This is a genomic window from Pseudoxanthomonas sp. CF385 (genome assembly GCF_900104255.1).
Taxonomy (GTDB): Bacteria; Pseudomonadota; Gammaproteobacteria; order Xanthomonadales; family Xanthomonadaceae; genus Pseudoxanthomonas_A.
This window is the reverse complement of sequence record NZ_FNKZ01000001.1, coordinates 675,917-695,849: the sequence shown is the minus strand read 5'-3', so window position 1 is coordinate 695,849 and position 19,933 is coordinate 675,917. Positions and strand designations below refer to the sequence as shown.

General features: G+C 69.6%; 20 protein-coding genes. 11 read left to right on the top strand and 9 right to left on the bottom strand.

Features of this window, described 5'->3' with window-relative positions:
• Positions 1 to 5 precede the first annotated feature (5 nt).
• Positions 6 to 446 carry a D-aminoacyl-tRNA deacylase gene (dtd, locus tag BLT45_RS03055; RefSeq protein ID WP_093294998.1) on the bottom strand — a complete coding sequence of 147 codons (441 nt, stop codon included), beginning with the start codon at positions 444 to 446 and terminating at the stop codon, positions 6 to 8.
• Between the two features lie 94 nt (positions 447 to 540).
• Here dtd and BLT45_RS03050 point away from each other — a divergent pair, with 94 nt between their 5' ends.
• The 5 genes from BLT45_RS03050 to BLT45_RS03030 all read left to right on the top strand — a co-directional run bounded on the left by BLT45_RS03050 (position 541) and on the right by BLT45_RS03030 (position 5,762).
• Entirely contained in the window at positions 541 to 1,440 is a 900-nt protein-coding gene (locus BLT45_RS03050) for a lauroyl acyltransferase (protein WP_093294995.1), read from the top strand.
• A gap of 104 nt (positions 1,441 to 1,544) precedes the next feature.
• Positions 1,545 to 2,921 carry an SEL1-like repeat protein gene (locus BLT45_RS03045; RefSeq protein WP_175455707.1) on the top strand — a complete coding sequence of 459 codons (1,377 nt, stop codon included), beginning with the start codon at positions 1,545 to 1,547 and terminating at the stop codon, positions 2,919 to 2,921.
• The gene (locus BLT45_RS03040; RefSeq protein ID WP_093294989.1) at positions 2,921 to 3,421 is read left to right on the top strand and encodes a PH domain-containing protein; all 501 of its coding nucleotides are present in this window, start codon (positions 2,921 to 2,923) and stop codon (positions 3,419 to 3,421) included. The genes BLT45_RS03045 and BLT45_RS03040 overlap by 1 nt, the downstream gene beginning before the upstream one ends.
• Entirely contained in the window at positions 3,421 to 4,950 is a 1,530-nt protein-coding gene (locus BLT45_RS03035; RefSeq protein ID WP_093294986.1) for a PH domain-containing protein, read from the top strand. The genes BLT45_RS03040 and BLT45_RS03035 overlap by 1 nt, the downstream gene beginning before the upstream one ends.
• A 59-nt stretch (positions 4,951 to 5,009) precedes the next feature.
• Positions 5,010 to 5,762, top strand: a complete 753-nt coding sequence (locus BLT45_RS03030; protein WP_093294984.1) for a glycosyltransferase family 2 protein — start codon at positions 5,010 to 5,012, stop codon at positions 5,760 to 5,762.
• Here BLT45_RS03030 and BLT45_RS03025 read toward each other — a convergent pair.
• The 8 genes from BLT45_RS03025 to def all read right to left on the bottom strand — a co-directional run bounded on the left by BLT45_RS03025 (position 5,759) and on the right by def (position 13,998).
• A complete protein-coding gene (locus tag BLT45_RS03025; protein ID WP_093294981.1) occupies positions 5,759 to 6,577 on the bottom strand; it encodes a glycosyltransferase family 2 protein in 819 nt (272 codons plus the stop codon). The genes BLT45_RS03030 and BLT45_RS03025 overlap by 4 nt on opposite strands.
• Positions 6,578 to 6,642: 65 nt before the next feature.
• Complete coding sequence (locus BLT45_RS03020) at positions 6,643 to 7,671, bottom strand: CDP-glycerol glycerophosphotransferase family protein (protein WP_093294978.1); 1,029 nt, start codon at positions 7,669 to 7,671, stop codon at positions 6,643 to 6,645.
• Positions 7,671 to 8,486 (bottom strand): glycosyltransferase family 2 protein, encoded by an 816-nt coding sequence (locus BLT45_RS03015; protein ID WP_093294975.1) that lies wholly within the window; start codon positions 8,484 to 8,486, stop codon positions 7,671 to 7,673. Before BLT45_RS03015 ends, BLT45_RS03020 begins: the two co-directional genes overlap by 1 nt.
• Before the next feature lie 61 nt (positions 8,487 to 8,547).
• The gene (locus tag BLT45_RS03010; protein WP_175455706.1) at positions 8,548 to 9,621 is read right to left on the bottom strand and encodes a glycosyltransferase; all 1,074 of its coding nucleotides are present in this window, start codon (positions 9,619 to 9,621) and stop codon (positions 8,548 to 8,550) included.
• A 120-nt stretch (positions 9,622 to 9,741) separates the two neighbouring features.
• Positions 9,742 to 10,992, bottom strand: coding sequence for an O-antigen ligase family protein (locus tag BLT45_RS03005; RefSeq protein WP_093294963.1), 1,251 nt, complete (start codon positions 10,990 to 10,992; stop codon positions 9,742 to 9,744).
• A 209-nt stretch (positions 10,993 to 11,201) separates the two neighbouring features.
• Complete coding sequence (rsmB, locus tag BLT45_RS03000) at positions 11,202 to 12,497, bottom strand: 16S rRNA (cytosine(967)-C(5))-methyltransferase RsmB (RefSeq protein WP_093294960.1); 1,296 nt, start codon at positions 12,495 to 12,497, stop codon at positions 11,202 to 11,204.
• Positions 12,494 to 13,414, bottom strand: coding sequence for a methionyl-tRNA formyltransferase (fmt, locus tag BLT45_RS02995; protein WP_093294957.1), 921 nt, complete (start codon positions 13,412 to 13,414; stop codon positions 12,494 to 12,496). Before fmt ends, rsmB begins: the two co-directional genes overlap by 4 nt.
• A 71-nt stretch (positions 13,415 to 13,485) precedes the next feature.
• Positions 13,486 to 13,998, bottom strand: a complete 513-nt coding sequence (gene def / locus BLT45_RS02990) for a peptide deformylase (RefSeq protein WP_093294954.1) — start codon at positions 13,996 to 13,998, stop codon at positions 13,486 to 13,488.
• A gap of 132 nt (positions 13,999 to 14,130) precedes the next feature.
• Here def and BLT45_RS02985 point away from each other — a divergent pair, with 132 nt between their 5' ends.
• From BLT45_RS02985 to BLT45_RS02960, 6 genes are all read left to right on the top strand, one after another.
• Positions 14,131 to 15,255, top strand: coding sequence for a LysM peptidoglycan-binding domain-containing protein (locus BLT45_RS02985; protein WP_093294951.1), 1,125 nt, complete (start codon positions 14,131 to 14,133; stop codon positions 15,253 to 15,255).
• Positions 15,256 to 15,332: 77 nt separating this feature from the next.
• Positions 15,333 to 16,508 (top strand): DNA-processing protein DprA, encoded by a 1,176-nt coding sequence (gene dprA, locus BLT45_RS02980; protein WP_093294947.1) that lies wholly within the window; start codon positions 15,333 to 15,335, stop codon positions 16,506 to 16,508.
• Positions 16,505 to 16,978 carry a DUF494 family protein gene (locus tag BLT45_RS02975; RefSeq protein ID WP_093294939.1) on the top strand — a complete coding sequence of 158 codons (474 nt, stop codon included), beginning with the start codon at positions 16,505 to 16,507 and terminating at the stop codon, positions 16,976 to 16,978. Before dprA ends, BLT45_RS02975 begins: the two co-directional genes overlap by 4 nt.
• A gap of 26 nt (positions 16,979 to 17,004) precedes the next feature.
• A complete protein-coding gene (locus BLT45_RS02970; protein ID WP_093294936.1) occupies positions 17,005 to 17,727 on the top strand; it encodes a GYF domain-containing protein in 723 nt (240 codons plus the stop codon).
• Positions 17,728 to 17,776: 49 nt separating this feature from the next.
• Positions 17,777 to 18,679: an RDD family protein gene (locus BLT45_RS02965; protein WP_093294933.1), complete on the top strand. Its 903-nt coding sequence runs from the start codon at positions 17,777 to 17,779 to the stop codon at positions 18,677 to 18,679.
• A 64-nt stretch (positions 18,680 to 18,743) separates the two neighbouring features.
• Positions 18,744 to 19,793: an RDD family protein gene (locus tag BLT45_RS02960; protein WP_093294931.1), complete on the top strand. Its 1,050-nt coding sequence runs from the start codon at positions 18,744 to 18,746 to the stop codon at positions 19,791 to 19,793.
• Positions 19,794 to 19,933: the final 140 nt, after the last annotated feature.

Sequence of the window (19,933 nt, the reverse complement as noted above, 5' to 3'; positions counted from 1 at the left end):
GAACGTCATGGCCGAAGCAGGAAGGTCACGGGCCCGTCATTGACGAGGCTGACCACCATATGGGCACCGAAACGCCCGGTTTCCACCCTCCCGGCATGCTTTTCCCTGCAGATCGCGACGAGCCGGTTGAAGCCCTGTTCAGCCTCGGCGGGCGGCGCGGCCGTCGTGAAGCTGGGGCGCATGCCCGAGCGGGTGTCCGCGGCCAGGGTGAACTGGCTCACCAGCAGCAGGCCGCCCCCGGTATCGCCGAGCGACCGGTTCATCCGGCCGGCGTCGTCGCCGAACACCCGGTAGCCCAGCAGGCGTTCGGCCATGCGCGCGATCTGCGCCTCGCCATCGCCCGGCTCCATGCCCACCAGCGCCAGCAGCCCGGCGTCGATGGCGCCCACCACCTCTCCCTCCACCGTGACCGTGGCCGTGGCGACGCGCTGGATCAGGGACAGCATGGGCAGGCTCCGCGTGAGGGAGCCACAGGATAGCGGCAGCGCCGCCCGAGCCTCCTGCCACGGACGTGTCGCCGCGGTTGGCTACACTGCCCCGATGAAACCGGCCACGCTCGCCTCCTTCGCCTATCACACCGCCGCCCTGGTCGGCCGCCTGCCGTGGCCGTGGTTGCGCACCCTCGGCGATGCGATGGCCTGGGCGTGGCGTCGCTCCGACGCTCGTGAAAGCCGGGTGGCCCGCCTCAATCTGGAGATCGCCTTCCCGGACCTGCTGCCCGGCCAGCGCGAGGCGCTGCACGACGCGATCCTGCGCACCACTTCGCGGCAGGCGCTGGAGACGCTGCGCTTCTGGACCCGCCCGCCCGCCGAGAACCTGACGCGGCTGCGCGAACGCCATGGCGAAGCGCTCTACGACGCGGCCCTGGCCAGCGGCAAGGGGGTGATCGTGGCAGCGCCGCATTTCGGCAACTGGGAATTGCTGAACCAGTGGCTGGCCTCGCGCGGCCCCATCGCGATCGTGTACCGGCCGCCCGAATCGGCCGTGGGCGATGCCTTCCTGTTGCGCGTGCGCGGTGCGGACAACATCCGCCAGGTCCGCGCGGAGGGCCCTGCCGTGCGCCAGCTCTGGAAGGTGCTGAAGGACGGCGGCGCGGTCGGCATCCTGCCCGACCAGCAACCGAAGGCCGGCGACGGCGAATTCGCGCCATTCTTCGGCACGCAGGCCCTGACGATGACCCTGGTTTCGCGCCTGGCCGAACGCACGGGCGCGACCGTGCTGTTCGCCTGGTGCGAACGGATCGGCCCGGGCCCGGACTTCGCGCTGCACGTGGAGCCGGCGCCTGCCGCGATCGCGGATGCCGACCCTGTCGTGGCCGTGACCGCGCTCAACCAGACGGTGGAGCGCATCGCGCGACGCGATCCCGCGCAGTACCAGTGGACCTACAAACGCTATACGCTGCGACCCGAGGGCAGCGGCGAGGACAATCCCTACCGCTGAGGGGATCGACGACGGGGGACGCGATGCGCATGCGTAGGTGGCTGACAGGACTGTTGGCGGGATGGCTTGTGGTTCCGGCGCTGGCGGCGCAGGACCCGGCTGCGATGAACCAGGTATCGCGGGCGTGGGACCGTTATGCCGAGCTGAGCAGCCAGGACAAGGCGGAGAGCGTCGACCTGCTCGCCGCCTCCAGCCTGGTCCACTTCGGCTTCCTCCGCGACATGGCGCTGTACGCCTCGCCGGAGCAGATCCGCCGGCTGCCCAGCGGCGACCGCATCACGGTCTACCTGCTGCGCGCCACCCAGCAACCCGACGCGCTCAAGGCGATGGACAACCGCGCGGTGGCCACGCTGTGCATGGTCGAGGGCTGGTCGGGCGTGGAGCCGGGCAACGAGGACCATCCGATCCTGTCGCTCTCGAATGTCACGGTGATCGACGATCTCGCCGTGGGCGAGATCGCACCGCCGACGGAAAGCCAGTTCCAGTTCGGTCCCACCCTGGTCCGCGAGGACGGGCAGTGGCGCTACCGCTACGAGTCGATGGTCCCGGACGCGTCGGCCGCCATGGACCAGGCCATCAAGCGGAGCGGGATGGGCGAGGTCCGCATCATGGAGATCGCTCTGGCGGAGGTGCTGGAAGCCGAGGCGCCCAGCCTGGCCCTGCTGGACCGCACGCCGCTGGACGATGCGTCCATGCGCACGCGCCTCAACGAAATATGGCCGGACTACGCCGCGCCGTTCCGCTGGCGCCTGCGCGCTGTCCTCAGCAAGGCCGAAGCGGGCGATGCCTTCGCCCAGTACGCCTACGGCGCGCTGCGGTACGGCGGAGGCCTGCCGCAGATGGTCCCGAAGAACACGGTCGAAGGCCTTGCCTGGCTGGAGAAAGCCAGCGAGGGCGGTCAGGCACAGGCCGCCTGGCTCGCCTCGGTGGCGATCACCGAGGAAGGCAAGTATTCCGACGACGCGATGCGGCGCGCCCTGCCCCATCTCACGCGCGCCGCCACCCAGGGCGTGGGCCCGCAGGCGCTGATGGCGATGGCCCAGTACCACCATGACGGCCTGGCCGGCATGGCCCGCGATTGCCGCCAGGCCGAGGAATGGGCCGCGCGCGCGGAAGAGGCCGGCGCGAAGCAGGGTCGCAACGAACGCGTGTGGATCCTCGCCACCTGCCCCGTCCCGGGCCAGCGCGAAGCCGCCCGTGCGTTGGAGCTCGCGCAGTTCATGATCCAGCGCAAGGACGAGCTCGGCTGGCACGAGCTGGATACCGTGGCGGCCGCGCTGGCGGCGAACGGCGACTTCGCCCAGGCCGTGCAGTTCCAGACGCTTGCGATCGAGAAGATGACGGCCGACGAGACCCTGTCCAAGGACCGGCGCGGTCCGGTCCAGAAGCGGATGAAGGCGCGCCTGGGCCACTATCGCAACGGGCGCGATTACGTGGTGGACTACCGCGCCATCGACGAGATGCGAGCGAGCAGGCTTTGATGCAGACCGATCACGATATCGCCGCCACGACGGCGCCCTCCTCCTGGCAGGCCCTGCCGTCGCGCGGCGCCTGGCTGGCCGCGTTGGGAGGTGCCGCGCTGTTGTTCCCGCTCGGCTTCCCCGTGTTCTTCATCTCGCGCACGAGCGACCTGGTCTCGCCCTGGCTCGCGGTGCCGCTCGCCGCAGGCCTCGGTGCGCTCCTGGGCGCATGGGTCGCGGTGAAGCGCCACAGGCGCACCCGCTGGCGCCTGGACGAGCAGGGCCTGGCCGTGCGCCGTGGCAACTGGTGGCAGAGCGAGACGCACGTGCCGATCTCGCGCGTGCAGCACCTGGACCTCAAGCGCGGCCCGCTGGAGCGCAGCGCGCGCCTGTCGACCCTGGTCGTGCACACCGCGGGCACGCGCATGGCCGCGGTCTCGATTTCCGGTCTGGATGTCGACGACGCCGAGCGCCTGCGCGAGCGCCTGGCCAACCAGCTGGACCACGACGACGCGCTGTGATGGACGACGTCGCGATCGATACCGCCGCCCCCGAACGCCGCCTGCATCCGTGGTCGTGGCTGTTCGTGCTGCTGCAGCAGCTCAAGCAGTTCATCTTCCCGCTGGTCGCGTTGCTCGTGTTCGGCGCGCGCAAGGGCGACGACGGCGACTTCTGGGTCGCGCTCGCACCCGTGATCGGCATCGCCGTGCTGGTGGTGCTGGCGATCCTGCAGTACTTCACCTACCGCTACGTGATCGGCCGCGACGGACTGACGGTGAGGGAGGGCCTGCTGCACCGGTCGCGGCGCGAGATCCCGTTCTCGCGCATCCACAACGTCGTCGTCCACCAATCGCTGCTGCACCGCGTGTTCGGCGTCGCCGAGGTGCGGCTGGAATCCGCCGGCGGGCAGAAACCCGAGGCGCAGATGCGCGTGCTCGGCTTGCGCGACGCGCTCGCGCTGGAGGACCTGGTGCGCCATCAGGCGCGGGGTTCCGTCCCGGGACAGGCGGCATCGACGGACGCCGACACCCAGGCGGGCGACGCGACCCTGTTGTCGCTGTCGACGGCGGAAGTGATCCGGCTGGGGCTGATTTCCAACCGCGGCATGATCGTGGTGGCCGCGGGCTTCGGCGCCGCCTGGCAGATCCTGCCCGAACGCATGATCGAGCAGTTCTTCCGCCAGGGCGCGAAGCAGGCCTTCGGGTACGCGGAACAACTGCATCTGGGCTGGATGGCCGGCGCCGCCAGCGTCGTCGCGCTGGTGCTGCTCGCGCTCGCCATGGTCCGCGCGCTGTCGGTGGTCCTGGCGCTGCTGCAGTTCCATGGCTTCCGCCTGAGCGAGGACACGCGCCGCCTGATGGTGGAACGCGGTTTGCTCGCCCGCCTGCGTACCAGCGTGGCGCGCCGGCGCATCCAGGCCTGGACCCTGCACGAAGGCGTGCTGCACCGCTGGTTCGGCCGGCGCTCGCTGCGCATCGACACCGCGGTCGCGGAAAAAGCCGGCCAGCAGGACCAGCGCGCACTGAAGGACCTGGCGCCGATCGCCACGCCCGACGCCTGCGATGCGCTGATCGGCCACCTGCTGCCGCATGCCGCCTGGCCACGCGCCGAGTGGCAGCGCGCGGCCGCGTCCGCGCGCTGGCGCCTGTTGCTGCCGACCCTGGTGTGGCTGCTGCCCGCCACGGCGCTGGCCGCCTGGCACCTGGGGCCCTGGGCGTGGACCGCTCTCGCCTGGCTGCCCGTGGCGGCCTACGCTGCGCACCGGCAGTCGTCGCGCATGGGCTGGTCGCTGGACGACCACCTGGTGGCGGTCCGCAGCGGCTGGTGGTCGCGTTACTGGCGCTTCGCCGAGATCGACAAGCTGCAGGCGCTGCGCCTGTCGCGCTCGCCGCTGGACCATGCCTGCGGCACGGCGTCGCTATGGCTGGATACCGCGGGCGCGAGCGGCATCGCCGCGCCGCTGGCCCTGCGCTTCGTGCCGGAAGCCGAGGCCCGCGCCACCTTCGAGCGGCTGTCGGCCGCACTGAGCCGCCGGCGACTGCGCTGGTAGCCACCGCACGCCTGTCATGTCGGCGGGGGACACTCCTTCCCTCCGCCCACCGTTGACGCATGAACGCTCCGCTTCCGCTTTCCGGCGTGGTCATCAGCAAGAACGAGGCCGACCGCATCGGCCGCTGCCTGCGGTCGATGCAGGGCGTGTGCGCCGAGATCGTGGTGCTGGACTGCGGTTCCGAAGACGGCACCGTGGCGCTCGCGACGTCGCTGGGCGCGCGTGTCGAACACCAGGACTGGCTGGGCTTCGGCGCGCAGAAGAACGCCGCCATCGCGCTGGCCACGCAGCCCTGGCTGCTCCTGCTGGATGCCGACGAGTGGCTCGCCGACGGCGCCGCGGACGTCCTCCGCGCCTTGTTCGCCGAGGGTCGCGTCGAACAGGCCGATGCCTGGCGCCTGCGCCGCGAGAACTGGTTCCTCGGCCGCAAGCTCCATGGGCACGAATGCATGGCGCGCCTGGTCCGCCCGAGCCATCGCTTCCTGCCGATGCGCGTGCACGAGAAGCCCGACCTGGCGGGGCGTCGCGTCGCCGACTGCACCGCAACGATCGAGCACGACACCGCACGCTCGCTGGTCGCGCACCGGACCAAGAACGATCGCTATGCGCAGCTCTGGGCCGAGCAACGCCATGCGGACGGCCGGCATTGCCCCCCATGGAGCCCATGGACGCACGCGGCAGCGTACTGGCTGAAGATGTATCTGTTGCGGGCGGCCTGGCGCGACGGACGCCAGGGATGGCAGTTCCATGCGAGCCACGCGCGCGCGGTGGTGCGGAAGTACCGCACGCTTCACCGCCTGGGTCGCGCCTAGGCGGACGTCTTGCGGATGCCGTGCGGCGTCCAGGTGATCCTGCGCGCGCGCGTCTCGGCGCGGATCGCCAGGTTGCGGCGGATCGACTCGTCGGTCCTGTAGCCCCGTGCGTGATCCAGGTGCACGCATACCGCGCGATGCCGGATCTGCTTGCCACGGATGCCGGCGTTTTCCAGCCGCTCGCCCAGTTCGCGGTCGGGCCCGCCGTACTTCATGCGCTCGTCGTAGCCGTTGATGGCGAGCAGGTCGGCCTTCCACGCGGACGAGTTGCAGTTGTTGAAGCTCGCCCGCGCGGTCGTGACCGCATCCAGCACCGGCGCGGCCGTGCGGCCGGCGCCCAGCTTCATGCGATTGGAGAGACCCTGCCGTCCGTGCGCGCGCAGCCATCGAAGCTCGAAGCAGCGGCCGCTGCGGATGTCGTCCGCGCCGATGGCCTGGCTGGCGCCCATGTCCAGTTTGCAGTAGCCGCCCGAAAGGAAACGCCCCGGTGCGGCATGCCGTGCGTGCACTTCCACGAAGTCCCGCCGCGGGATGCAGTCGCCATCGGTGAACACGATGTAGTCGTGGGCGGCGAGCGGGATCGCCCGGTTGAGGATCTCCTGCCTGCGGTAGCCGTCGTCCTCGTGCCAGACGTGCCGCAGCGGTACCGGAAAGTCCGTCGCGTGGCGTTCGATCAGCGCGCGCGTCTCGGGACGCGAACCGTCGTCGGCGACGATCAGCTCGAAAGAAGGCCAGGTCTGGTGGCGATAGCCCACCAGCACCTTCTCCAGCCAGGCCTCCGCGTTGTAGGTGCTGGCAATGACCGAGATCTTCATCCCCATCCCCGCTTGGATCCGTTGCCGGAGTGTGGCCGGTGGCGATGACACCCGGAAGTCAGCCCTCAGGCGGGTCCCCAGTAGCCGATGCGCTTGCGGATCTTGAGCTTGCGCCACAGGTTCATCGGCTTCGGCTTGGGGTTGCGCGCACCGGCGGCGATGAAGGCGTCGATGGCCTCCAGCACGCGCTCGCTGGACCGGCCGTCGCGGTAAGGGTGGATGCTGTCCGCATACGCCACGATCGCCTCCATCAGCTCCGGTGGCCGCGACAGCGCGCGACGGATCGCCGGTTCGAACTGGGCCGCATCGTCGATGTCGATCAGCTGCGGGCCCGGACGGCGGTTCTTGAAGGTCACCACCGGCTTGTGGGTCAGCAGGAATTCGTTGAGCGCGGACGACGTATCCGAGCACATCATGTCGACCTGCGGGAACAGCGCCAGGATGTTGTCGTCGTCGGCGAAGCGAAGGTGCTCGTTCTCCAGCGCTCGGAATTTCGCCACGGTGGCCGGGTCCATCTTCGGGTGGAAGGTGACGATCCACTTCCACTCCCCGGTGCGCGAGAGCCGCTTCACCTCTTCGTACAGCGTCTCCGCCGCGCTCCACGAGGGCGAGAACGTCGAGTGGTAGAGGATGACCGGCGGCTGGCGCACGGGCGGCACGCCACCGGCGATTTCCTGCATGAAGGGATCGATCTTCGGCCAGCCGGTTTCGATGACGCGGAAGTGCCCCACCTGGTCGGCGATGGCCTGGAACTGCGCTGTGTCGCGCGGGCCGGTGGTGCAGTACAGGTCGAAGAACCCACGGATGTAGATGTGCCGCGGCTTGCCCGCGTCGAAGCCGTGGAACGTCTCCACTTTCACCCCGGGGAAGAAATGCGGCACCGCGTTGCTGCCGGTGATCACGGCGATCGCGTTCCAGCGGCGGACGTCCTCGGTGGTGGTCAGCAATTTCTCGTCCGGCCGCAGGTCCTCGGCGCCGGGACCGTCGAAGAACCAGGCGGCCTCGCCGCCCCGCGCGCGGATGGCGTCCTGGACGGGGCGCAGGATCGCCAACGCATAGCGCTCCGAACCGTAGAGGAGATAGTGCTTGGCCATCAGTGTTCGAGTCCGTGTTTGGCGAGTTTGGCGTGAGCGGCCTCGATCGAGGCCGGGTTCCGCTGCATCTCGTAGTAGCGCATGCGCTTGTAGGCGGCATAGCTGGCCGCCGTCTGCGCGATGATGAAGCCGCGCCAGCCATCCAGGCACGCCAGGCGCAGCACGTAATCCTTGAAAAAGGTCGACAGGTAGACCAGCGGCGTCAGCCACATTCGCACCGGGCGTCGCTTGTCGCGCCAATCCAGTGCTTTCAGCTCGCTGTAGCGCAGCACCTTCAGCTGCTTGTGCACCAGACTGGGATTGTCGGCATGGTTGAACGGCGCCTTGAATTCGGCCGCCTCTCCGTCGAAGCGCAGGGACTCGTGCACGCGCGCATCCGTCCAGCGCGCCCGTCCCCGGTGATAGAGGCGCGCCATCCGCTCGCCGACCATCGGCCGGTACCAGCGCATCGGCGCACCCATCAGCCAGGTGCTCCGGCGCAACCACGCACCGGCCTTCTGCGACGCGATCAGGCCGGGCAGCTCTCGCTGCAGGTCCGCGGCGAGTTCGGCCGAAAGGAATTCGTCCGCATCCAGCACGAGGATCCAGTCGTGGCTCGCCTGGGTACTGGCGAAGTTGCGCTGCGGGCCGAAGCCCAGCCAGTCCTGGCGCACCACCCGCGCGCCATGGGCTTGGGCGATGGCGATCGTGTCGTCGGTGCTGCCGCTGTCGACGATCAGCTTTTCCGCCACGAAGGGCACGCTGTCGAGGCAGCGCGCGATGTTGGACGCCTCGTTGTGGGTGATGACGACGAGGGAGGCGGGCAAGGGCTGCATCCGCCGATTCTACCCGCAGCGCCGACGCGCCTACGCGCGGGGGATGTCCGGCGTATGACGGCTATGCCTGCGCTGCAGGCAGTGCGGCCTCGGCATAGGCCTCGCCGGTCGTCCCGGGCAGGCTTCGCGCGACGGATGCCGCGTCCGTCCCGCCGATCATCGCCGTCACGGCGGCGGCCAGCCGCTCGCGGAACGTCCTGTCGTTGTCGAGGTAGAACGCGCGCGCCGCCGCCTGCTTGGCCTCGATCTCTCCGGCGTCCAGTGCCAAGGCGCCGACCACGGCGCATTCCAGGGCTTCGGCCTCGATGAGGTAGCGCGTCGCCAGCTGCTGCCGCCCGGTCTGGGCGAACGGGACGAGGACGCCGCGCTCGGCCGTCACCAACTCGTTCATCGGCTCGGCGTCGGTGGTCAGCACGATCGCACCGACGCTCAGCGCTTCGACGATGTAGTGGCCGAAGCCCTCGGTCTCCGACGGGCACAGGTGGAACAGATTGGCGTTCTGGATCTCGCGCAGTTCGGCGTCGTCCAGATAGTCCACGCGATGGACGATGTTGGCGGCTTCCGGACGGAAGTCGGCCATGCGCGGATGCTGCACGACCGTCAGCCTGGGCCATTCGGGATGGCGTGCCCAGGTTTCGAGCACGAGCCGGGTGCGCTTGGCGCTGCTGCGCCCGGCCAGGTGCAGGAACGTGGGCGCGCGCACGACGTCCGGCAAGTGGCGATCCGTGCTGGTGAAGCCCACGGGCGCGACCTCGCACCCCTGGCGGTGGAAGATGCCGGTCGCGTGCGAGGTCTTGGTCAGCACACGGTCCACCTGCGGCAGGCGCCGTACATCGCGCGGCAGGCACCATTCCGGGTTGGGAATGAACGCATTGCGCTCGGCGGCGCCGAGGAACTCGGGCGTGATGTGTTCCAGCATGAGGTTCAGGTCGAAACGTTTGCGGCGCGCGAGGCGTCGCCCGGCGATCACCGCCCGTTGAACCCAGGGGCCGAACCACTTGCGCAGCTTGCCCCGCCCGCGCGCCGGCTGGATCGCCACCTGGAATCCTGCATCGCTCAATGCCTGTTCGATCAGGCGCAAGTCACGGCTCAGGCCGACACCGTTGTCCCAACCGATCAGGTTGACGTGGGGCATGGGGAAACACTGCGTGGGGGAGCGCAGAGTGTAGGAAGGCGTTGATGACTCAACTGTGAGAGAACGCGCGTTGCACGCCGGCATTGCGGCGCCATTTAGGAATGTGAAATGAAACCCGAACTACGCTTGTCCGCCGCCCTGTGAGGGCGCCTCCTCGGCCAGCGCAGTCCCCAACAGCAGGCCGACGATGACAACGTAGGCACTGGTGGTCAGCGCGTGCGAGAACATCGATTGGGTAAGCCCGGAGATGAGATAGACCGCGACCAGCATGCCGGCCGCCCAGCCCGCCCCCACGGGCAGGTCCGGCTTCGAGCGGCGGACGTGCCGCGCCGCGATGACCAGGGGCACGCCATACAACGCCAGGAGCACGACGATTCCGCCCACCCCCATCGTCGCGCCCCACTGGGCCAGATCGTTGTGCGCGTGCTCGAGGCCGCAGAAGTGCCGCGAGGCGTCGCGGCAATAGCCGCTGGCATCGACGCGCTGGGCGAAACCTCCTATGCCAACACCGGACAGCGGTGCGGAGCGGAAGGCATCCCACGCCACCGAGAGCAGCCCCATGCGCGCGCTGATGGGCTGGTCGACGTGATCCTGCGCATAGCCGGACACATCGGCGTGCAAGCTGTCCATCCGGAATTGCGTGGACAGCCAGGGTACGGTCCACAGCGCCGCGAACAGGGCGGCGAACACCCCCGCCACGAGCGCCAACCGTCGCCAGCGATGCCGGGCGGCGCCGCCCGCGAAGAGCATCAACAGGACGAGGCCCAGCCCGGGCAATACGCCCCGGCTTCCGCTGAGCGTGACCGCCACGACGGCCAGCGCGACGACCAGCGCCAGCAGCAGTTGCATGGGGAAGCTTTGGCGAGCCGGACGGCAGAACACGGCCACCACCAGCAGGATCAGCACCGCATTGGCGAACACGATGGGGTTGGCGCCCCCGCCCGCCCGCTCGACGCCCAGCCAGCTTTGCACCGAGGACAACAGGAAGGCGATCACCAGCCCGGCGAGCGCTCCCCACCAGAGGCTCGAAGCGCGAACGCGCGTAGTCCACGCCAGCCACGCGCACCACGGCAACAGCAGTACGCGCGCGGGGTTGTCCAGCGCTGCCAGGCGCGCTCCGGCGCTCCACAGGGAGAGCACCGCCACGACCACGACCGCCAACGCCATCAGGAGCAGCGCGTGCAAGGCTCGTGGCGCCGATGCGCGGCCATCACGCCACGCATCCGGCAGCGCCAGCAGCGTCGCCACCAGCATCAGACCGGCGAACAGCGAGAGTCCCTTGGGCACCGCCAGCAATGCCGTCGCACTGAAAGCCGCCAGCCACACGAAGGCGCTTGCGACATCCTGTCGGCGGGGACTGCTTCCTTGCATCACTTCGGATCCTGCGGGTACGACAGTACGTTCATGCAATCAGGGATCGGGGCCGGGTCGACGCCAGGAGTCTGCGCCGACGAACGTGCCCCGACGTCAAGGCGTCCTAAACGGCGACGAGCCGTCCGCCCAGTATCGCCGATGCGGACCGCTCGGCACCGGCACGGCACGGAACATCCGCGACGCCACGTCGCATCCTGCTACGAGGCTCACGCTTTCCGGAAGGCCGCGTAAAAGAACCCGTCCATGTCGCGTTCACCGGGCAGGCGCTGACGGCCGCCCGCGTCCGGGTGCCCCCAGCCTTCATCGAGCGGCTCGACCAGGGCCGACGGATGACGCGCGCGGAAGGCTTCCAGTTGCGCCGCGTTTTCTTCCCGCAGGACGGAACACGTGGTGTAGACGAGGCGCCCGCCAGGACGCAGGACCTGCCAGGCGGTATCCAGCAGGCGAGCCTGCAGCCTCGCCAGCGCCGGCAGGTCTTCTGCCCGCCGATGCAACAGCACGTCCGGCTGGCGACGCACGATGCCTGTCGCCGAGCAGGGGGCGTCCAGCAGCACGGCATCGAACGGTTCGCCGTTCCACCACGCCGACGGATCGGCCGCGTCGGCGGCTTTCAACTCGGCGTGTACGCCCAGGCGATCGAAGGTTTCGCGTACGCGCTGCAGCCGGCGCGCATCCACGTCCAGGGCCAGCAGGCGTCGCGTCGGATCGCGCTCGAGCAGATGCGCGGACTTGCCGCCCGGCGCCGCACACATGTCCAGCACGCGCGCTTCGGCCGGGAGCCCGTCCAGCAGGTCGGCGACGCGTTGTGCGGCACCGTCCTGTACGGAGACGTCGCCCTGCGCGAAGCCGGGCAGCGCGGTCGCCGCCAGCGGCTCGCGCAGCAGCAGGGCGTCCGGCAGGCCCTCGGGAGCTTCCGCCATGAGCCCGACATCGGCCAGGCGCTGCAAGTACGCGTCGCGACGGCCGTGCTGCCGGTTGACCCGCAGCCACACCGGCGCCTCGCGCTGGCTTTCGGCGAACACCGTGTCGGCCTGGACGGGCCAGTCCTTCCGCACCTGTCCGCGCAACCAGGCCGGCCACGCCGCCTCCGGCGCCGACGCAGGCAGTCCTTCCCGCTGAGCACGCCGCAGCAGCGCATTCACCAGCTTGTCCTGATGGGGACGCCCGAGCACGCGCACGGCTTCCACCGTCGCCGAGACCGCGGCGTGCGCCGGCAGTTCCAACACGACCAGTTGCGCGAAGCCGACGTGCAGCAGCGCCTTGAGTTCGTTGTCGCGCGGACCGAGGGGGCGGGGCATCCACTGCGCCAAGGCCGCATCGCTCTGCGTCCGCGCACGCAGCACCGAGAAGCAGATGGCTTCCAGCAGCGCGCGGTCGCGCACGTCCTCGATCTGCGGCAGCGTGCTCGCCAGTTCGGCCTTGAGGGATCGCCCGCGATGCATCACCGCATCGACGACACGGATGGCGAGCACCCGGACCGCGACGCCGGCCTGCCCGCTCATGGCGTCACCAGGTCACGCCGTGCGTTGAGGTAGTCGGCGGCGGTGATCGCCTTGCCGCCCTCGCGCTGGACCACGCGCAGGCGCAGCACGCCCTGCCCGCAGGCGACATCCAGGCCCTGCCGGCTCGCGCCGAGCAGGGTGCCCGGCGCCGCATCGTGGGCCTGGTCCACGGCCACCGCGCCGTGGATGCGCAACCGCTCGCCCGCCAGCTGCGCCTCGGTGATCGGCCACGGGTTGAAGGCGCGCACCTTCCTGGCCAACACGGCGGCGGGCCGGGTCCAGTCGAGCTTCGCCTCGACCTTGTCGAGCTTGTGCGCGTACGCCACGCCTTCGTCCGGCTGCGGATGCGGCGGCAGGCGGACCCCGGCCCGCAGCAGGCCGAGCGCATCGCGCAGCACCTGGGCACCGAGGTCGGACAGGCGGTCATGCAGTTGTCCGCCGGTCTCTTCCCGGCCGATCTCCAAGCTCTGTGCCAACAGCACAGGCCCGGTGTCCAAGCCGGCCTCCATCTGCATCAGGCAGACGCCGGTCTCCTCGTCGCCGGCTTCGATCGCGCGCTGGATCGGCGCCGCGCCCCGCCAGCGGGGCAGCAGCGAGGCGTGCACGTTCCAGCAGCCGTACTGCGGGATGTCGAGCACGGCCTGCGGCAGGATCAGGCCGTAGGCCACGACGATCATGACGTCGGGCTGCAGTTCGCGCAGCGCGTCCTGGGTGGATTTCTTCTTCAGCGAGAGCGGCTGCAGCACGGGGATGCCGCGCTGGATCGCCTCCAGTTTCACCGGCGACGGCGTCAACCCGCGGCCGCGACCGGCGGGACGGTCGGGCTGGGTGTAGACGGCCACCACTTCATGGTGGGCATGCGCGGCGCGCAGGCTGGGCACGGCGAACGCCGGCGTGCCGGCGAAGACGATTCTCATGGGGCGTGTTCCGAAAGAGGAGGGACGGAACGGGCGGGGCGGGGCCCGCGCATCCCGTCCCCGCGGTCGCGTCAGGCGACGTGCTTGCGCTGCTTGGCCAGCTTCTTGCGCACCATCTCGCGCTTCAGCGGCGAGAGGTAGTCGACGAACAGCTTGCCGTCCAGATGGTCCATCTCGTGCTGGATGCAGACCGCCAGCAGGCCGTCGGCGCGCAGTTCCTGAGGCTGGCCCTGGCGGTCGAGGAAACGCACGGTGATCACATCGGCCCGGGTGACGTCGGCGAAGATGCCGGGCACGGACAGGCACCCTTCCTGGTAGACCTGTTCGCCCACCTGCTCGCTCAGCTCGGGATTGATGAAGACCTGCGGCTCGTTCTTCTCCTCGCTGACGTCGATCACCATGAAACGCCGGTGCACGTCCACCTGGCTGGCGGCCAGGCCGATGCCCGGTGCGTCGTACATGGTCTCGAACATGTCATCGAGCAGGCGCTGGAATTCGGGCGTCGTCACGTTTCCGGCGTCGACCGGCACCGCCTTGGTACGCAGGCGGGGGTCGGGGAATTCGAGGATGGGGAGCAGGGCCATGGTACGTCTCGAGATGGGGGTGCCTGCGGAATCCGGCAAGGCCTCACGAATTCTAACAAGGGCGCTTGCGTTGCGCCGGGTTTTCTGGACTATAGTGCTGACCACCTGTCGGGGAATCAGGTAGATACCGCCATGTTTAAATATTTTCGTACGGTTCTCGCCGTTGCGGTGCTGACCGTCGGCACCTACGCGACCGCGGCCGAGATGGCGGGAAGCCATCCCGACACTTACGTGGTCAAGCGGGGTGACACGCTGTGGGACATCTCGGCGCGTTTCCTGAAGAAGCCCTGGCTGTGGCCGGAGATCTGGCAGGCCAACCCGCAGATCCAGAACCCGCACCTGATCTACCCGGGTGACGTCATCAGCCTGGCCTACCTGGACCGCGTCGCGGTGCAGCCGGGCCCGCGCCAGGACGCGCCGTTGAACGCGATCCCGCTGGCCGACATCGAGCCCTTCCTGAAGGACCGCCGCGTGGTGGACAGCTTCGAGGGGCTGCCGCATGTGGCCGGCCTGGACGAGGACCGCCTGCGCAGTTCCGGCGGCCACAACATCTATGTGCGCGGCCTGGACGGCGCCCAGCCCGGCCAGCGCTTCGCCATCGTCCGCCCGACCGCGCGCTTCACCGACAACCCGCGCTCGCAGGACCTGGATTTCCGCGGCAAGACGATCCGCGGCGAAGTCGACATGTGGAAGGACATCATCGAGCAGAACGGCAAGGGCGAGTTCCTGGGTTACGAGCTGGCCAAGGTCAACCTCGCCACCTTCACCCGCGGCGTCGTGCCCGGCACCGAAGTCAGCACGCTGCTGGTGGACATCGGCGGCATGGAAGTCCGGGTGGGCGACCGCCTGATTCCGGTCGACGCGCAGCCGTACGACCTGCACTTCTTCCCGCATGCGCCGGCGACCGATCCGGCCGGCAAGCTGCGCGTGCTCGCGGTGGCCGATGCGCTGACCTCGGGCGGTCCGCGCGACGTGATCGCCATTTCGGGCGGCCGCCTGGATGGCGTGGACAACGGCACCGTGTTCTCGGTGTGGCGTAACGGCAGCCACACCGCCAACCGCATGGCCCACCCGGAATCCTCGCGCGTCAGCGAATCGCCCAAGTCCGGCGCGGGCCGCGTCTCGCTGCCCGACGAATACGCCAGCCACGCGATGGTGTTCCGCACCTTCGACAAGGTCAGCTACGCCCTGGTCATGGAAGGCGTGGAAGCGACCCGCGTGGGCTATGAGCTGAAGCACCCCGACGCAAAGTACTGACCGCTTCAGGCAACTCCTACGCATCACCGCGACGGCGCCCGAGGGCGCCGTCGTCGTTTCCTGCCTAGGCTCGCAGGATGCCCAACGAAGATCTGATCGCGCTGGCCCGGCTCGTCCTGGCAGGCGGCCCTCTCCTGCCCCGGCGACGGCTGCTGGATGCGCATGCCGGGCCCGCTGCCGCGCTTGCGGCCGGGCCCGCCGGCTGGCGCGAAGCCGGCCTGCTCGCGACGCAGACCGAAGCCCTCCGCATGCGCGATGACGACGCACTGGCCGGCACCCTCGCGTGGCTTGGGATCCCACAGCATCACCTGATCGGCTGGCACGAAGCGGATTACCCGGCACCCCTGCGCCGCAGCGCGAGCCCGCCGCTGGCGCTCTTCGTCGAGGGGGACGCCGGGCTGCTCTGGCGACCCGCTGTGGCCATCGTCGGCAGCCGCTCGCCGACCCCGGGCGGACGCGAAAACGCTCAGCGGTTCGCCCGCGCCCTCGCGTCGACCGGCATCGTCGTCGCCAGCGGCATGGCGCGGGGTATCGATGCCGCCGCCCACGAAGCCACGCTGGCGACCGCGGACGGCGCCACCGTCGCGGTGGTGGGCACCGGCACGGACGTGGCCTATCCCCCCCACCACGCCGGCTTGCGCGGCCGCATCGCGGCCCGCGGCGCGGTGGTCAGCGAACATCCGCCCGGCACGCCGGCGCTGCGCAGCCACTTCCCGGCCCGCAACCGGATCCTGGCCGGCCTGTCCCTAGGGACCCTGGTGGTCGAAGCCGCCGAGCGTTCGGGCGCGCTGATCACCGCCCGGCAGGCGGCCGAAGCCGGCCGCGAGGTCTTCGCCGTACCCGGGTCGATCCACAACCCGATGGCACGCGGCTGCCACCGACTGATCCGCGAGGGTGCCGCCCTGGTCGAAAGCGCCGAAGACGTGATCGGCGCGCTCGCCCCGCTGGCGGCCGACCTCGCGAACGCCCTGCGCGAACGCCTCGGTGAAACTGAATGGGGGCCCCCGGACAGTGCGGACGGCGCACCGCGTGCACTGGCACCCGACTACCAGACCTTGTGGGAGGCGCTGGGACATGACCCAACAGGTATGGATCAGCTCGTCTCACGCACACGATTGACGGCCGCGGAACTGTCCTCCATGCTGCTGGTCATGGAACTGGATGGCTTAGTTACGGCGGAACACGGCCGATATCTGAGAAAGACCGGTTTCTTCACCTCCACAGCGTCGTTGACGCAGGCCGAGGGGCAATGAAAGAGAGCATCCTGGACGTACTGCTGTACCTGTTCGAACACTACTTCACCGAAGATGCGGACCCTGTCCGTGACCGCGACTCTCTTCAGAACGGCCTGATCCAGGCCGGCTTCAGCCCCGCCGAGATCAGCAAGGCCTTCGACTGGCTCGACGCCCTCGCCGACCAGCGCCCCAGCGCGGCGAACCCGCGCGTCGGGGGTCCCACCCGCGTGTTCCATGGTCCGGAGCTGGAAAAGCTCGACGTGGAATGCCGCGGCTTCCTGCTCTTCCTGGAGCAGCACGGCGTGCTCGATGCGGACCAGCGTGAACTGGTCCTCGACCGCGCGATGGCGCTGGACCAGGACGAACTGGACCTGGACGACCTGAAGTGGGTCGTCCTGATGGTGCTGTTCAACCAGCCCGGGTCGGAAGCCGCGTACGCGTGGATGGAAACCCAGATGTTTGCCGACGAGCCTGAACCGGTACACTGAGACGTCGGTCCGCTTCTGGGGGAAGCATGTCGGGTTGGTATTACGCCGACCGGAACCGTGAACAGCACGGTCCGGTGACGGCGGACGAATTGGGGACGCACTACCGCTACGGTCGCATCACGCTGGACAGCCTGGTGTGGCGCGAAGGCCTGCCGCAATGGCTGCCGTTGGGCGATTTTGCCGATGAACTCGGCCTGCATCCGGCCGTCGACGAGACGACGGCACCGCTTCCGCCGCCGGTACCGCCGGCCGTCACGCCGCCACGCCCCGCCGCGCCGCGGCCCTCGCCGGCACCGCCGCCGAAACAGGGCATGTCCGGCGGCAAGATCGCGTTGATCGTCGCCGCGGTGATGGTGGTGCCGTGCATCGGCATCGCCGGCATCCTCGCCGCGATCGCCCTTCCCGCCTACCAGGACTACACCCTGCGCGCGAAGGTCGTGCAGGCGGTCAGCGAAAGCCAGGCGCTCAAGGCCGAGGTACAGGAATTCCACATCAGCCAGGGCCGGTGCCCCAGCAACGGGGAAGGCACGTTCGGCACGCCCGAGAGCTACGCCGGCACCTACGTCACCCGCGCCACCATCGGCGAGTTCGACGATGGCACCTGCGGGTTCGAACTGGAGTTCGGCAACATCGGCAACACCGGCATCGACGGCCGCAAGCTGTGGTGGGACCTGGGCAGCGACCACACCGAGTGGCACTGCTCGTCCGACGTCGATGACAAGTGGCTGCCGTTGGAGTGCCGCGGCTGAATCGTCAGCGCGGCGACGCGGGCCGCGCGCATGACAGGGGAACAACGGAATGACGCACTGGTACTACGCCGACGCCGGGGGGCAGCGGCAGGGGCCGTTCACGGCCGATGAGCTCGCCGCGCATGCGCGGAACGGCCGCCTCACCGCGGAATCGCTGGTCTGGCGCGATGGCCTGGACGACTGGCAGCCGTTCGGCAACTTCGCCTCCGAACTGGACGTGCCGGTCACGGCGCTGCCGCAGGTGGAGCCGGTCGCCGAGGAGGCGACCGATCAGGCGCACGTCCCCTATGCGCCGCCCAGCGCGCAGCTGACCTCCACGCATTCGTTCGTCACCGGCGGCCGCGTCGTGCAGGCGGGCCTGTGGAAGCGCTTCGCGGCGTCCTTCATCGACAACATCGTCACCACGGTCATCAGCTACGCGCTGATCATCCCGATGATGCTGATCGGCGTGAGCGTGATGGGCGCCGGCGGCACGGACAACGCGATGGCCACCGGCGCGGGCATGGTGACCATCCTGGCGATGTATCCGATACTGATCCTGGCGCCGTGCGTGTACTTCGGCTGGATGCAGTCCTCGTCGATGCAGGCCAGCCTGGGAAAGCTCGCCGTGGGGATCAAGGTCGTGCGGACCAGCGGCCAACGCGCCGGGTTCTGGCGCAACTTCCTGCGTTCCCTGGCCTACGTGATGTTCGGCGCGGTCACCTGCGGACTCGGCGTGCTTATCTCCGCGCTGATGGTGGCGTTCACCGAGCGCAAGCAGGCGCTGCACGACATGGTCTGCGACACGCTGGTAGTCGACAAATGGGCATTCACCGCCCATCCGGAGCGCCAGCGCGAGGAACTGGGCACGGTGACCATCGTGATCCTGGTCCTCGCGGGCGTCGTGATCGTCGGCGCCATCGCCATGTATGCGGTGATGGGCGCCATGATGCTCGGCAGCCTGCCTTCGTAAGCACCCCGCGATCACCCTCCACTCTCACCCTTTCATCGCGGGATCCGTCCCGCAGGCGCACCCCATGACCCAGTGGTACTACGTCGATCCGCAGCATCAGCGCCAGGGCCCGGTGCCCGCGGACGCCATCGCCCATCTCTACCGCACCGGCGCGCTGACCCGTGCCTCGCTCGCGTGGCGCGAAGGCATGTCGCAGTGGACGCCTTTGGGGGAGATCACGACGGAACTCGGGATCGCGGATCCGGCACCCGCCAGCGCGCCCGCCGCTCCGGCGGTCCCCCCTGCACCGATGGCCGTCGAAACCGACGCACCCGTGGAGCGCCCGCTCACCGGTCGCGCGGTGTTCACCGCCAGCGAACCCAGCTACACCCAGTACACGCCGCCCCATGCCAGCCAGTCCGAGGCCGTCGCGGCCGCGGCGATGGCGGCCGCGCCGTCGGTGGACAGCGGTGCGTCCGCCGCCACGTCGCCCTATGCGGCGCCGCGCGCCGACATCGGCGGCTACACCGGCACGCCCGTGTACGAGGGCCACGTGGTCTACGCCGGCTTCTGGAAGCGCGTGGCAGCCAGCATCATCGACGCCTTCGCCATCGGGATTCCCGTGGGCATCGTGGCGGCGATCATCGGCGGGCTGATGGGGTTCGGCAGCTCGTTCGCATCGGGCCTCTCCGGGGCGGCCGACGTACTCAACCCGGGCGAAACGACCATCTCCTACCTGCTCACCGCGATCGCCTTCGCCTGGTTCCACTCCACGGCGGGCCTGACGGCCACGCCCGGCAAGCTGGCGATCGGCATCAAGGTGGTCCGCAGCGACGGGGACCGGATCAGCTTCCTGCGCGGCTTCGGACGCTACTGGGCGTACCTGCTCAGCGGCCTGCTGCTCTGCATCGGCCTGATCATGGCCGCGTTCACCAGCCGCAAGCAGGGCCTGCACGACCTGATCTGCGACACCCTGGTGGTCGACAAATGGGCCTTCACCTCGCAGCCCGAGCGCCAGCGCGACGAGCTGGGCACGGTCGCCCTGGTCGTGCTGATCATCTTCGGCGTGCTGCTCGTGGGCGCCTTCATCCTGCTGGCGGTGGGCTTCGCGGCGTTCGCCTCGATTGGCCGCTGAGCCCCGGCCCGGGGCGCGACCCGGTTCACGGAACCCGCTCCCGTCCGACGGCCCGGCTTGACAGGCCGGGGCCGGGCGTGATTCCACTATAAATAGGAAATCTGAACGCCCGGGGCCCCTCGCCCCGGGCGTCCGCTTCT

Coding starts and splice junctions, on each gene's coding strand:
- dtd (WP_093294998.1), bottom strand. CDS start 446: ATGCTGTCCCTGATCCAGCGCGTCGCCACGGCCACGGTCACGGTGGAG.
- BLT45_RS03050 (WP_093294995.1), top strand. CDS start 541: ATGAAACCGGCCACGCTCGCCTCCTTCGCCTATCACACCGCCGCCCTG.
- BLT45_RS03045 (WP_175455707.1), top strand. CDS start 1,545: ATGAACCAGGTATCGCGGGCGTGGGACCGTTATGCCGAGCTGAGCAGC.
- BLT45_RS03040 (WP_093294989.1), top strand. CDS start 2,921: ATGCAGACCGATCACGATATCGCCGCCACGACGGCGCCCTCCTCCTGG.
- BLT45_RS03035 (WP_093294986.1), top strand. CDS start 3,421: ATGGACGACGTCGCGATCGATACCGCCGCCCCCGAACGCCGCCTGCAT.
- BLT45_RS03030 (WP_093294984.1), top strand. CDS start 5,010: ATGAACGCTCCGCTTCCGCTTTCCGGCGTGGTCATCAGCAAGAACGAG.
- BLT45_RS03025 (WP_093294981.1), bottom strand. CDS start 6,577: ATGAAGATCTCGGTCATTGCCAGCACCTACAACGCGGAGGCCTGGCTG.
- BLT45_RS03020 (WP_093294978.1), bottom strand. CDS start 7,671: ATGGCCAAGCACTATCTCCTCTACGGTTCGGAGCGCTATGCGTTGGCG.
- BLT45_RS03015 (WP_093294975.1), bottom strand. CDS start 8,486: ATGCAGCCCTTGCCCGCCTCCCTCGTCGTCATCACCCACAACGAGGCG.
- BLT45_RS03010 (WP_175455706.1), bottom strand. CDS start 9,621: ATGCCCCACGTCAACCTGATCGGTTGGGACAACGGTGTCGGCCTGAGC.
- BLT45_RS03005 (WP_093294963.1), bottom strand. CDS start 10,992: ATGCAAGGAAGCAGTCCCCGCCGACAGGATGTCGCAAGCGCCTTCGTG.
- rsmB (WP_093294960.1), bottom strand. CDS start 12,497: ATGAGCGGGCAGGCCGGCGTCGCGGTCCGGGTGCTCGCCATCCGTGTC.
- fmt (WP_093294957.1), bottom strand. CDS start 13,414: ATGAGAATCGTCTTCGCCGGCACGCCGGCGTTCGCCGTGCCCAGCCTG.
- def (WP_093294954.1), bottom strand. CDS start 13,998: ATGGCCCTGCTCCCCATCCTCGAATTCCCCGACCCCCGCCTGCGTACC.
- BLT45_RS02985 (WP_093294951.1), top strand. CDS start 14,131: ATGTTTAAATATTTTCGTACGGTTCTCGCCGTTGCGGTGCTGACCGTC.
- dprA (WP_093294947.1), top strand. CDS start 15,333: ATGCCCAACGAAGATCTGATCGCGCTGGCCCGGCTCGTCCTGGCAGGC.
- BLT45_RS02975 (WP_093294939.1), top strand. CDS start 16,505: ATGAAAGAGAGCATCCTGGACGTACTGCTGTACCTGTTCGAACACTAC.
- BLT45_RS02970 (WP_093294936.1), top strand. CDS start 17,005: ATGTCGGGTTGGTATTACGCCGACCGGAACCGTGAACAGCACGGTCCG.
- BLT45_RS02965 (WP_093294933.1), top strand. CDS start 17,777: ATGACGCACTGGTACTACGCCGACGCCGGGGGGCAGCGGCAGGGGCCG.
- BLT45_RS02960 (WP_093294931.1), top strand. CDS start 18,744: ATGACCCAGTGGTACTACGTCGATCCGCAGCATCAGCGCCAGGGCCCG.